The sequence below is a fragment of the Pseudomonas sp. Lz4W genome (assembly GCF_000346225.2).
GTDB classification, from domain to species: domain Bacteria; phylum Pseudomonadota; class Gammaproteobacteria; order Pseudomonadales; family Pseudomonadaceae; genus Aquipseudomonas; species Aquipseudomonas paraversuta.
Genome location: NZ_CP017432.1, coordinates 3,369,027 through 3,381,856 on the forward strand (window position 1 = coordinate 3,369,027; position 12,830 = coordinate 3,381,856).

General features: G+C 58.8%; 12 protein-coding genes. 7 read left to right on the top strand and 5 right to left on the bottom strand.

All coding sequences use genetic code 11. The features are described 5' to 3' along the window. Positions 1-53 precede the first annotated feature (53 nt). Positions 54-2,237, top strand: coding sequence for a patatin-like phospholipase family protein (locus B195_RS15360; protein ID WP_003441724.1), 2,184 nt, complete (start codon positions 54-56; stop codon positions 2,235-2,237). Between the two features lie 79 nt (positions 2,238-2,316). On the opposite strand, the gene B195_RS15365 is transcribed toward B195_RS15360, so the two are convergent. Continuing rightward, on the bottom strand, positions 2,317-2,751 hold the full coding sequence (locus B195_RS15365; protein ID WP_003441722.1) for a MarR family transcriptional regulator: 435 nt from the start codon (positions 2,749-2,751) through the stop codon (positions 2,317-2,319). A gap of 119 nt (positions 2,752-2,870) precedes the next feature. Beyond that, positions 2,871-5,000, bottom strand: coding sequence for a DNA helicase RecQ (gene recQ, locus B195_RS15370; protein WP_003441720.1), 2,130 nt, complete (start codon positions 4,998-5,000; stop codon positions 2,871-2,873). A gap of 272 nt (positions 5,001-5,272) precedes the next feature. On the opposite strand from recQ, the gene B195_RS15375 reads away from it, so the two are divergent. Together B195_RS15375 and B195_RS15380 are read left to right on the top strand one after the other, a co-directional pair. After that, entirely contained in the window at positions 5,273-5,863 is a 591-nt protein-coding gene (locus B195_RS15375; RefSeq protein WP_003441718.1) for a YecA family protein, read from the top strand. A gap of 37 nt (positions 5,864-5,900) precedes the next feature. Next, positions 5,901-6,266 (top strand): YbaN family protein, encoded by a 366-nt coding sequence (locus tag B195_RS15380; RefSeq protein ID WP_037001476.1) that lies wholly within the window; start codon positions 5,901-5,903, stop codon positions 6,264-6,266. Between the two features lie 80 nt (positions 6,267-6,346). Here B195_RS15380 and B195_RS15385 read toward each other — a convergent pair whose 3' ends face one another. Next, a complete protein-coding gene (locus tag B195_RS15385; RefSeq protein ID WP_003441714.1) occupies positions 6,347-6,955 on the bottom strand; it encodes a tRNA-uridine aminocarboxypropyltransferase in 609 nt (202 codons plus the stop codon). A 16-nt stretch (positions 6,956-6,971) separates the two neighbouring features. Continuing rightward, positions 6,972-7,865 carry a LysR family transcriptional regulator gene (locus tag B195_RS15390; RefSeq protein ID WP_003441713.1) on the bottom strand — a complete coding sequence of 298 codons (894 nt, stop codon included), beginning with the start codon at positions 7,863-7,865 and terminating at the stop codon, positions 6,972-6,974. A gap of 282 nt (positions 7,866-8,147) precedes the next feature. On the opposite strand from B195_RS15390, the gene speB reads away from it, so the two are divergent. Genes speB through B195_RS15410 form a run of 4 tightly spaced genes read left to right on the top strand, consistent with a single transcriptional unit; the run spans position 8,148 to position 12,482 of the window. Then, a complete protein-coding gene (gene speB, locus B195_RS15395) occupies positions 8,148-9,098 on the top strand; it encodes an agmatinase (RefSeq protein ID WP_003441711.1) in 951 nt (316 codons plus the stop codon). 9 nt (positions 9,099-9,107) lie between these two features. Continuing rightward, positions 9,108-9,533, top strand: a complete 426-nt coding sequence (locus B195_RS15400; RefSeq protein ID WP_003441709.1) for a nuclear transport factor 2 family protein — start codon at positions 9,108-9,110, stop codon at positions 9,531-9,533. A 21-nt stretch (positions 9,534-9,554) separates the two neighbouring features. Then, positions 9,555-11,066 (top strand): cytosine permease, encoded by a 1,512-nt coding sequence (locus tag B195_RS15405; protein WP_003441707.1) that lies wholly within the window; start codon positions 9,555-9,557, stop codon positions 11,064-11,066. A gap of 36 nt (positions 11,067-11,102) precedes the next feature. Next, complete coding sequence (locus B195_RS15410; protein ID WP_003441705.1) at positions 11,103-12,482, top strand: sodium:solute symporter; 1,380 nt, start codon at positions 11,103-11,105, stop codon at positions 12,480-12,482. A gap of 122 nt (positions 12,483-12,604) precedes the next feature. Here the strand turns inward: B195_RS15410 and B195_RS23170 are convergent, their stop codons facing one another. Continuing rightward, positions 12,605-12,730, bottom strand: a complete 126-nt coding sequence (locus B195_RS23170) for a PA1414 family protein (RefSeq protein ID WP_003441703.1) — start codon at positions 12,728-12,730, stop codon at positions 12,605-12,607. Positions 12,731-12,830 lie beyond the last annotated feature (100 nt).

Sequence of the window (12,830 nt, forward strand, 5' to 3'; positions counted from 1 at the left end):
AGTGAAAGGCGCCGCTATAATAGCCACCTTTGTCGCTTGCCCAGAGATTCATGATGCGCCGCCTGCTGATTTGCCTGCTTTTGTGTTTATCCCCGCTGGTACTGTTTGCCGCCGAAAATCCACACCCCAAGATCGGCCTGGTGCTTTCCGGTGGCGCGGCCCGTGGCCTGGCCCACGTCGGCGTGCTCAAGGCACTTGAAGAACAGGGCATTCACGTCGATGCCATCGCCGGCACCATCATGGGCGCAGTGATCGGCGGCCTGTATGCCTCGGGCTACAAGATCGACGAACTGGAAAAGCTCGCACTGGGGATCGACTGGCAAGAAGCCCTGTCCGATGCTCCGGCCCGGGCAGACATCCCGTTCAGGCGCAAGCAGGATGACCGCGACTTCCTGGTCAAACAGAAACTCAGCTTTCGCGACGATGGCAGCCTTGGGCTGCCATTGGGAGTGATTCAGGGGCAAAACCTGTCGCTGCTGCTCGAAAGCCTGCTGGCCCACAGCAGCGACATCCGTGATTTCGACAAACTGCCGATCCCCTTCCGGGCTGTGGCTACCGACATCGTCAATGGCGAGAAAGTGGTATTTCGTAAAGGCCACTTGCCTCAGGTGATCCGCGCCAGCATGTCGATTCCGGCGGTGTTTGCCCCCGTAGAAATCAACGGTCAACTGCTGGTCGACGGCGGCATGGTCGACAACATCCCGGTGGACGTAGCCCGCGAAATGGGGGTGGACCTGGTCATTGTGGTGGATATCGGCACGCCGTTGCGCGGGCGCAAACAGCTCAACACCGTGTTCGACATCCTCAACCAGTCCATCACATTGATGACCCGCAGCAACTCCGAGGTGCAGCTTGCGTCCCTGAAGCCGGAAGACATACTGATCCAGCCTGCGCTGGCCAGTTTTGGGGTCACCGATTTTGGTCGTTCGCAAGACATTATCAACGCTGGCTATCGCGCCACCCAGGCCCTTGAAAAACGCCTGGTCAGCCTGCGCCAGCCCGGGGACAAGCAACTCGATGCCGCCCGCTCACCTGAGGAGCGCACCCCGGTAATCACCGCGGTCAAGATCGAGAATGATTCGAAAATAGACGACTCGGTGATCCGCTATTACATTCGCCAACCGGTGGGTGAACCGCTGGACCTGGGCCGTCTGCATCGGGATATGGGCACGCTGTACGGGCTGGACTATTTCGAACAGGTGCAATACCGCGTGGTGCACAAAGGTCAGGACCGCACTCTGGTGATCAGCGCCCGGGGCAAGCGCAGCGGCACTGACTACCTGCGGCTGGGGCTCAACCTTTCAGACGATATGCGCGGCGACAGTGCGTTCAACATCGGTGCCAGCTATCGGGTCAACGGCATCAACCGGCTGGGTGCCGAGTGGCTGACGCGGGTACAAATCGGCGATCAGCAAGAGTTGTACAGCGAGTTCTATCAGCCACTGGATGCCGGCTCGCGGTATTTTGTTGCGCCCTATATCAACGCCCATTCGCAGAACGTGGAGTCGATCCTCGATAACGATCCAATCGCCGAATACCGCCTGGAACGCTATGGTTTTGGCTTGAATTTTGGTCGTCAGATCGGCAACAGCGGTGAAATCCGCCTTGGCGTTGGCGAGGCCTGGGGCGAAGCCAATGTGCGAATTGGCGAACGCGACTTGCCGAGCACCAGCTTCAATGAAGGCTTTTATGACCTGAAATACTCGTTCGATTCGCTGGATAACGTGTACTTCCCCCATGAGGGTGAGGACATCAGCCTGAGCGTGCGCCAATTTGAGCCGGGGATTGGCTCTGATGAGCGTTATCGCCAGTGGGAGTTTCATCTGGACAAGGCGTTGAGTTACGGGCCGAACACCTGGATTCTGGGCGGGCGCTACGGGCGCACGCTGGACAAGGCCAACGTGGTGACATCGAGCTTCTTGCTGGGTGGTGCACGACAGTTGTCGGGCTTCAGGGAAGATGCGATTTCCGGGCAAAACGTCAGTTTGATGCGCGCGGTTTACTACCGCCGCCTCACTCCACGTTCGTACTTGCCGTTTGATTTCCCGCTGTATGCCGGCGCGTCACTGGAGCGCGGGCGGGCCTGGAACAACGACAATGAATTCGACAGCGGCTACATCAATGCCGCGAGCATTTTCATCGGCTTCGACACACCCCTGGGCCCGCTCAACTTCAGCTATGGCTTTAACGATGATGATCAAACAGCGCTGTACCTGAATCTGGGCCAGACGTTCTAAGGAGTACTAACCCTGCAGGAGCGAACTTGCTCGCGAGCCTCTAGAGCTCGCGAGCAAGCTCGCTCCTGCAGGGTTGTGATCAGTGTTTTTCGAGGTTATCCAGGATGCGCTGGTGAACACGCATGCAGATGCGCTGCTCTTCTTCGTCTACACCCACAAACAGTTCCTGGCGCAACGCAGTGGCAATGGCTTCGATCTGGGCGATCAATGGCCGGGCGGTATCGCTCAATACAATTTTCTTGGCGCGCCGGTCTTCGGCCACAGCATGACGCTGCACCAGCCCCTGAGCTTCAAGACTGTCAAGCAAGCGGGCCAGGGTCGGCCCTTCAACCCCGACACTCTGGGCCAGTTCGCGCTGGGTAGGCACATTTTCAAAACGTGCCAGGTGCAACAGCACCAGCCAACGTGCTTGCGACAAACCAAGACCAGCAAGACGACGATCCAGCTCGGCACGCCAGCCACGGGACATTTGGGCCAACTGCATGCCAAAGCGGTGTTGATCGGTTAAAGGCATAAAAAACTCAATGGTTAGACTGAAAAAGAGTGAACCTAATTGTTAGCCAGCTAAGCATGGAGCTTGCACATAGGCAAGACCTATAAGTCAATCAATTCGTTACATATCAATAACCAGCACTACATTTCGAACTCGGCCTGCAGTGCCGCACGCACGCAATACAGCACGCCTTCAGGTACCCGGCCTTTGAACTGCTCGGCAATGCTGGCCACACTTGGCAGCTCGCCCTCACCATCCAGGAACGCGTCCTGCACTTCGCCCATCAGCTCCTCGGGCAAGTCCAAAGCCTGCTCAAGGGACAATTCCTGACGGCCGATTGCTTCAGCCAGCATCGTATAAACGTTCTTTTCAGAACATTGCAGCTGCCCGGAAATCTGCAATGGCGTCATGCCGGCGCGGGCCAGGCTGATCAGCTCGTGACGGATGTCGGCCACCACTTTCGGGGTTTCGGCCTGCCCACCCAGAACCTCGAGGAAGGCCTCGCCGTAGCGCTCCAGCTTGCGTGCACCTACGCCGCTGACTGCTGCCATCTCGGACAACGAGGTGGGCTGGCTGCGCAACATTTCCAGCAGGGTCGAGTCGGGGAAGATGACGTAAGGCGGCACCCCGTGCTCTTCGGCCAGTTTGCGCCGCAAGGCCCGCAGGGCCTCCCACTGCTCGCGCTCTTCGCCACGCACCAGTTGGCTGGCCGGGCTGGCGGAACTACTCTTGACCGTGGTTTGCGGCTTGAGCTCGCGGCGCAGTTCCAAAGTCACTTCGCCGCGCAACAACGGCCGGCAGCTGTCGCTTAATCGCAAACCGCCGTAGCCTTCGATATCAATATCGGCCAGACCACGGGCCACCAATTGCCGGAACAGTGTGCGCCACTCGCCTTCAGCACGGGCTTTGCCGACACCGAATACCGACAAATGCTGATGACCCATGCTGCGGATTTTTTCGTTTTCGCGGCCCAGCAACACATCGATCAAATGACCTGTGCCATAGCGCTGACCCGTGCGATAAATCGCCGACAGCGCCTGGCGCGCAGGCTCGGTGGCATCCCAGGTTTGCACGCCATCCACACAGTTGTCGCAGTGCCCACAGGGTTGCGGCATGTCTTCGTCGAAATAGGCGAGCAAGGTCTGCCGGCGGCAGCGGGTTTCTTCACACAAAGACAACATGGCATCGAGCTTGTGATGTTCCAGACGCTTGTGCCGCTCATCTCCCTCGGAGTTTTGCAGCATTTGCTTGAGCATCACCACGTCTTGCAGGCCGTAGGCCATCCAGGCGTCGGCGGGCAAGCCATCGCGCCCGGCCCGGCCGGTTTCCTGGTAATACGCCTCAAGGGACTTGGGCAAATCCAGATGCGCGACAAAGCGCACGTTGGATTTGTCGATCCCCATACCGAACGCAATGGTCGCCACCATGATCAGCCCCTCCTCATTGAGAAAGCGCTTCTGGTTGGCTGCACGCGTCTCGCTGGGCAGGCCGGCGTGATACGGCAGTGCCGGGAAACCCTGATCACACAGGAACTGCGCCACTTCATCGACTTTTTTGCGCGACAGGCAATAGACGATGCCCGCATCGCTGCGGCGTTCGGAAAGGAAGGCCAGCAACTGCTTGCGCGGCTGCTCTTTAGGCACGATGCGGTAAAAAATGTTGGGGCGGTCGAAACTCGACAAAAACCGCTCGGCGTTCTGCAAGTGCAGACGGGTAACGATTTCTTCGCGGGTGCGCTTGTCCGCCGTGGCAGTCAGGGCAATCCGCGGCACATTGGGAAACACTTCGGCCAGCTGGCCCAGCTGCAGGTATTCGGGACGGAAGTCGTGGCCCCACTGGGACACGCAATGCGCTTCGTCGATGGCAAACAGGGCGATGTCCAGGCTCTGCAAAAACGCCATCATGCGCGGCTGTACCAGGCGTTCAGGTGCCAGGTAGAGCATTTTTATTTCACCGCGCTTGATCCGGTTCGCCAGGTCGCGCTGTTGCTCGGCATTCAGCGTCGAGTTCAAGGCCGCTGCCGCCACCCCGAGCTCTTCAAGGGTTGCCACCTGATCGTCCATCAATGCGATCAATGGCGACACCACCACCGCCAGGCCATCGCGCAGGAGCGCCGGAACCTGGAAACACAAGGATTTGCCGCCGCCGGTAGGCATCAGCACCAAAGCGTCGCCACCACTGGCCACGCGCTCAATAATGTCACCCTGACGGCCACGGAAACTGTCGTAGCCGAAGATGTCCTTGAGTACGCGTTGAGCCTGTTCGAGCATAAAAACTCCAGAAATCGCCGAAACACCCCTGCACAAGCGGCATCCGGCGCGGCCTCAAGCTGATTCGACAGCTCGGGCGCAGGGCGCGGGATCCGCTGCATTCACTGCAGGGCATCACAAAACGCGGCAGTATACCCGAGCACTCCCCCCCGCAGGGCGCTGTGATTGCACTACCGATCACCGGGAAGTGAGGCCAAATGTGCCCTGCGACTGGCCTGTACGCTCAAGAAAGCCTAGAATTCGTTATTGTTTATTTTCTAGGTAGTCCTTCAATGTCCTTCGCTGAGCAACTAACCCGCCTGCAAGTCTTCCTCGACGCCGACGAGCTGCATGACGAGGCGCTGGACTACGTGGCCACCCACGGTTTTCTGACAGCCCTTTCCATCTGCTCCGAAGCAGTACCTGAGCGCGAATGGATTGACGCCATCTTCTCTGAAGAAGCGCCGCACTACAAAGACGACGCCCAGCGTGCCGAGATCGAAGCCACCCTGATTCAACTCAAGGCCCACATCGCGCGCCAGCTGGCTTCCGACGAAGAATTCGAACTGCCTTGCGATCTGGATCTGGGCGACGAGCCTGATGATTCCGACCTGCGCGGCTGGTGCATCGGTTTTATGGAAGGCGTGTTTACCCGTGAAGCGGCCTGGTTCGAAACCGCCGAAGAAGAAGTCAGCGAAATGCTGCTGCCAATCATGGTGGGTTCCGGCCTGTTCGATGATCAGCCAGAGTTTGCAGACATCGCCCAGGATGCCAACCTGATGGACGACATGATCGTGCAGATTCCCGAAGCGCTGACTGCTTTGTACCTGCTGTGCAATGCACCAGACGAAAAACCGGCGATCCTCAAGCCTCGCCACCACTGATTCAGTGATTCAGCCCCCTGTCGGCAACCGTTCGCGGTTGCTGCGCTACGCACTGTTTGCCATCGGCTGGCTGAGCGTAGCGCTGGGGGTTATCGGTATCTTCCTGCCGGTATTACCCACCACCCCCTTCCTGCTGTTGGCTGCTGCCTGTTTCGCCCGCAGTTCGCCGCGCTTTTATCAATGGCTGGTCGAGCACCCACGGCTCGGGCCATGGATCCGCGACTATCTTGATGGCAACGGCATCCCGCTCAAGGGCAAGGTATACGCCATTGGCCTAATGTGGCTGAGTATTGGCTTGTCCTGCTATCTGGTGCCTTTACCCTGGGCCCGGGGCTTTATGCTGACCAGTGCCGTGCTGGTGAGCATTTACATCCTGTGCCAGAAAACCCTCGAAAAACCCTGAGACACATCCAACACCTGTAGGAGCGAGCTTGCTCGCGAGCTATTGCCGTTTTGACAGAACAGATCGCGCCTACGGTTTTTTTATACGGTTTTATCGCCATGGTTACGCTGATAGGTGTCCGCGCCCATCGCCTCGATCTGGCCCTCAATCAGCGCTTCAAACGGGCGCAATAAAGGCGCAAACGAGGTTGGCGTCTCCAGGATCTCCAGCGCCTGCACTATCGCTTCCAGGGTCGACAATGCCCCCGGCCCGGGAGCCTTGCGCAACCGGTAGCGCGATACCGCGCCTTCAGGCAGCGTGACCCTGGGCAGTTGCGCCAGCAACGGGTTCAGATGCAGCAGCTTGCGCGCCTTGCGCCACGTACCGTCCGGCACCACCAGCAGCCATGGCAGGCTTGCATCAGACGGCCTGGCAGTGCCGATCAGTTGTGCATCTTCTCCCGGGAACAACAACCGCGCCTGATATCCCGGAGGATTGAGCAAAGTGGCCAGATCCTCAAAGACCTCCCCTACCCGCAGCTCAGCGTTAAGCAGACCAAGATCCGCCAAGCGCGCCGTATTGAGCGCATGGCCTACCTCGCTCGGATGCTGTAACAGCAGCACCCGGGTACGGCTGTCCAGCTGCGGGATCAGGGCGCACAGGCAATGGGTTTGCGGGCGCAAGCAGCAAGGGCATTGGGCTCGGGACATGACAATAAAATCTCGTTCAGGGTTGATTAAGCTGCGCTTTGAGCAGGTCGCGGAATGTTTGAATCAACGGCTCGCGGCTGCGACCACGGCGCACGATCATCGAAAACGGAGCCTGATAACCAAAGGTCGCCGGCAACAACACACGCAAATCCCCCTTCTCCACCCAGGGCTCGGCGTAGTGTTCCGGCAAATAGCCGATATAGGCGCCCGACAACACCAGAATCAGCTGCGCTTCCATGCTGTCGACTGTCGCCGCGCTGTGCTTGAAGCCGTGGCGCGCCAACTCGGCCTGACTCCAGTAACCGCGACCGACCATGCGTTGCTGAGTAATGACCGGCTCAGGAATACGTCGCTCAGCGAACAAAGGATGCCGCGTGCTGCAATACAGCCAGTGCTGCTCGCGATACAACGGCTGATAGACCAGACCGCTCATGCGCGTCGAGAACGCCCCGATGGCCAGATCCAGGCGGTTGTCCTGTACCCCGAGCTGTAATTCATACGGGCTCATCACTGACAGGTGCAGGTGCACCGCCGGGTGCTCCTGGCTGTAGTCGCCAATGGCCTGGGCAAAAGGCAGCGCTTTATCGCTGACCGTGGAGTCGATCACCCCCAGATTCAGGGTGCCGCGCAACTCACCCTTGAGCGCTGCGGCATATTGCTCAAACCCCTCCAGCTCGCCCAGCAGGCGCAATGTTTCCTGATGGAACAACTCGCCCTTGCTGGTGAGGCTGAACCCGCCGCGACCGCGATGACACAGCACCAGCCCCAGATTGGATTCGAGCTGGCTCATGTAGGTACTGATGGCCGAGGTAGACAGGTTGAGTGCCTGCTGGGCATTGGCAAACCCCTGGTGTCTGACCACGCTGGTAAAGATTCGCAATAGTTTTAGATCAGGTAAAGCGTTGGCCATGAAAAACTCACATGATTAGGCGGAACAAAAATCGCACTCAACCTGCAACAACCGGCTTGCCGGCGACAGCATTACCTCACACCTCTAAAAACCGGTTGTCTGCATCGCCGGCAAGCCGGCTCCCACATCAGTCCCCCATGTTTGACGAAGCAAATTCTACCCCGAGCCCCGGCATTAGTTTAGAAAAACATGAACTAAGTATTTGCCCATAGGGATTCTTCCCGCCTGCCTCCTTTCGCAGAATCCCTCGCCATACCCATAACAAACAACGAGGCCTCTGCCGTGGACAAAATTCTTCATCAACCATTGGGCGGCAACGACATGCCGCGCTTTGGCGGCATAGCCACCATGTTGCGCCTGCCCCACCTGCAATCGGCCAAAGGCCTGGACGTAGCATTTATCGGCGTCCCCCTGGACATCGGTACCTCGCTGCGCCCGGGCACCCGTTTCGGACCTCGCGAAATCCGCGCCGAATCGGTGATGATCCGCCCTTACAACATGGCCACCGGCGCCGCACCGTTCGACTCGCTATCGGTGGCCGATATCGGTGACGTGGCAATCAACACCTTCAATCTGCTGGATTCGGTGCGCATCATCGAAGAAGCCTACGACGAGATTCTTGAACACGACGTCATCCCGCTGACCATGGGCGGAGATCACACCATCACCCTGCCCATTCTGCGGGCGATTCATAAAAAGCACGGCAAGGTCGGACTGGTCCACATCGATGCCCACGCCGATGTGAACGACCACATGTTCGGCGAGAAAATCGCCCACGGCACCACCTTCCGCCGCGCTGTGGAAGAAGGCCTGCTGGACTGTGACCGTGTGGTGCAGATCGGCCTGCGCGCCCAGGGTTACACCGCAGAAGACTTCAACTGGTGCCGCACCCAGGGCTTTCGTGTAGTACAGGCCGAAGAGTGCTGGCACAAATCCCTGGCACCACTGATGGCCGAAGTCCGCGAAAAAGTCGGCAACGGTCCGGTGTACCTGAGCTTTGACATCGACGGTATCGATCCTGCCTGGGCACCCGGCACCGGCACCCCGGAAATCGGCGGCCTGACCACCATTCAGGCGATGGAGATCATTCGTGGTTGCCAGGGTCTCGACCTGGTGGGCGGAGATCTGGTAGAAGTCTCGCCGCCTTACGATACAACCGGTAACACCTCATTGCTGGGGGCTAACCTGCTCTACGAAATGCTCTGCGTAATGCCCGGCGTCGTGCACCGCTGAGGGTTGACCATGAGCCAACGCGATGAGGTTTTGCGTGCCGCAGCCGACCTGGTTTCGGCTTTTGCGCGCAATGATCGCGAAGCCTATTTCGGCGCGTTCAGCGCCGATGCCAGCTTCGTTTTTTATACCCTGGCCCAACCACTTCTGAGTCGCGATGCCTATCAGGCGTTGTGGGACAGCTGGCGCCTGGAGGAAGGATTCGAGGTGCTTTCATGCATCTCGAGCAATGCCTTTGTCAGCCTGCAAGGTGACGTGGCGGTCTTTGTGCATGACGTGGCCACCGAGCTGCGCATGCAAGGGGAGCAATTTTTTAGCCAGGAACGCGAGACCATTGTCTTCAAGAGGCAAGGATCCCGCACACAAGAACAACAAGGCCTGTGGCTGGCCTGTCACGAACATTTATCCGCTATGCCGGAAGGGCTGCCGCCCCCTTAGCCAATGTGACCGGAGCTGATCATGAATAATAAAAACAAGCAAAATAATGTGCGTCAAATAGAAACCCACGGCGTCGAGCAGATTCCGGACCATGAACGCAGCGCCAGACCCGGCGATTTGTTTCGCCTGATCTTCGGCGGCGCCAACACCTTTGCCACCGCCGTGCTGGGCAGTTTTCCCGTACTGTTCGGCTTGTCGTTTCAGGCCGGGGCCTGGGCGATTGTGCTCGGCGTGTTGCTGGGCTCGCTGATTCTGGCGCCCATGGGCTTGTTCGGCCCGCTCAATGGCACCAGCAACGCCGTGTCTTCCGGTGCGCATTTCGGTGTGCACGGGCGGATTGTCGGCTCGTTCCTGTCGCTGCTGACCGCCATCGCCTTCTTCTCATTGTCAGTCTGGAGCTCCGGCGATGCATTGATCGGCGGCGCCAAGCGCATGATCGGGGTTCCGGAAACCGACCTCAGCCTGGGCCTGGCCTACGGCGTGTTCGCGATTCTGGTGCTGACGGTTTGCATCTACGGCTTCCGCTTCATGTTGTGGGTCAACCGCATTGCAGTGTGGGCCGCCAGCCTGTTGTTCCTGCTGGGGGTCTTCGCTTTTGCCCCGGCATTCGACAGCCAGTTCGCCGGCAGCGTCGCACTCGGTCAGACCGGGTTCTGGGCGGCCTTTATCGGCGCTGCGCTGGTGGCAATGAGCAATCCGATTTCCTTTGGCGCATTCCTCGGCGACTGGTCACGCTACATCCCCCGCGCCACCCCCAAACGCCGGATCATGCTGGCGGTGATTGCCGCTCAGATTGCAACCCTGATCCCGTTTCTGTTCGGCCTGGCCACTGCAACCATAGTGGCGAGCAAAGCACCGGACTATATCGCGGCCAACAACTATGTCGGCGGTCTGCTGGCCGTTTCCCCGAGCTGGTTTTTCCTGCCGGTGTGCCTGATTGCGCTGATCGGCGGCATGTCCACCGGGACTACTTCGCTGTATGGCACCGGCCTGGACCTGTCCAGCGTGTTCCCACGCGTGTTGTCACGGGTAAAAGCGACATTGCTGATAGGGGTCATGTCGATCGCCTTCATCTTTATCGGACGTTTCGCGGCAAATCTGGTGCAAAGCGTCTCGACCTTCGCCGTCCTCATCATCACCTGTACCACCCCGTGGATGGTGATCATGATCATTGGCCTGATCAAACGTCGCGGTTTCTATTGCCCGGATGACTTGCAAGTGTTCACCCGTGGCGAAAGCGGCGGCCGCTACTGGTTCACCCGCGGCTGGAACTGGCGCGGTCTGGGTGCCTGGATTCCCAGTGCGCTGGTGGGCTTGTGCTTCGTCAACCTGCCGGGCCAGTTCGTGGGACCGCTGGGCAATCTGGCCGAAGGCATTGATATCAGCCTGCCGGTCACCCTGGGACTTGCGTCGCTGGTGTATCTGGCCCTGCTCAGCCTGTTCCCGGAGCCGGCTTCAGTGTTCGGCCCCCTCGACCCACGCAGCAAGCCCAAGACCGCAGCCGTTAACACCGCATTACCTCAAACCGCCTGACCGCCCCATAAAAAAAATAATTGGAGACTCGCCATCATGGCTTTAGATCTACTGGTCGTCCTGATCTACGCAGCAGCAATGCTGGTGCTGGGTTACTACGGCATGCGCAAGGCAAAAACCCACGAAGATTACCTGGTGGCCGGCCGTAACCTGGGCCCGACCCTGTATATGGGCACCATGGCTGCAACCGTACTCGGCGGTGCCTCCACCGTCGGCACCGTGCGCCTGGGCTATGTACACGGCATTTCCGGTTTCTGGCTGTGCGCCGCACTGGGCTGCGGGATCATCGCGCTCAACCTGTTCCTGGCCAAGCCGCTGCTCAAGCTGAAAATCTTCACCGTGACCCAGGTGCTGGAAAAGCGTTACAACCCCATGGCCCGCCAGGCCAGCGCAGTGATCATGCTGGCCTACGCGCTCATGATTGGTGTGACCTCGATTCTGGCCATAGGCACCGTTCTTGAAGTGCTGTTCGACCTGCCGTTCTGGATTTCAGTGCTGCTGGGCGGTGGCGTGGTGGTGGTGTATTCCACCATTGGCGGCATGTGGTCGTTGACCCTGACCGATATCGTGCAATTTGTGATCAAGACCGTCGGCCTGATGTTCGTCCTGCTACCGATCTGCCTGTACCGTGTCGGCGGCTGGGATGAACTGGTGAGCAAATTGCCCGCCTCGAACTTCAGCTTTACCAGCATCGGCTGGGACACAATCATCACTTACTTCATGATTTACTTTTTCGGCATCCTGATCGGCCAGGACATCTGGCAACGGGTTTTTACCGCCAAAACCGCCAAGGTGGCCAAGTATGCCGGTACGTTCGCGGGCTTCTATTGCATCCTTTACGGCCTGACTTGCGCCCTGATCGGCATGGCCGCCCATGTACTGATCCCGGACCTGGACAACGTCAACAACGCTTTCGCGGCCATCGTTAAGGTTTCGCTGCCGGACGGCATTCGCGGACTGGTGATTGCAGCGGCACTGGCAGCCATGATGTCGACCGCCAGCGCGGGCCTGCTGGCCGCCTCGACCGTACTGACCGAGGACCTGCTGCCCAAGCTGCGCGGTGGCAAGCAATCGAGCCTCAACATCAATCGTCTGTTCACTCTGTTGACCGGGTTTGCGGTGCTGGCCATCGCCCTGGTGGTAAACGATGTGATCAGCGCCCTGACCCTTGCCTACAACCTGCTGGTTGGCGGCATGCTGGTGCCATTGATCGGGGCAATTTTCTGGAAACGCGCCACCACTGCCGGGGCAATCTCCAGCATGAGCCTGGGTTTTGTCACTGCACTGGTGTTTATGTTCAAGGATGGTCTGGAAGCCAACACGCCGATTTACTACAGTCTGGCTGTAGCCTTGGTCAGCTTTGTGCTGGTAAGCCTGCTGGATAGACGCCCTGCCACATTGGCCAGCGCTATCTGATTGAGGTTTTATTGAAGGGGGTACGCGGGTCGTACCCCTTTTTTCGCAACAGCACCCTGGCCGCCTTGCAGCCAAGGATCAGTACAACGCATGAACGCCTGCGCAAACGCGTAATCGCAGCCTTAGCGACGACGCTGTGGCCGGCGACGCGGATCCTCGACAGGGATCGGTACGGGTTGCAGTGGCGGCTCGATCAGACCCAGCGCAACACCGACGTCATGAAGCCATGTTTGCAGTTTGTCTTTCATATATCCCCCTTGGGGTCACTCTGGCGACTGGAATTCTGTTGTCGCTTCATACAGATAATAGTCCTAACTCCTACAAGATGCTTGCTTAAGACCCATGAAC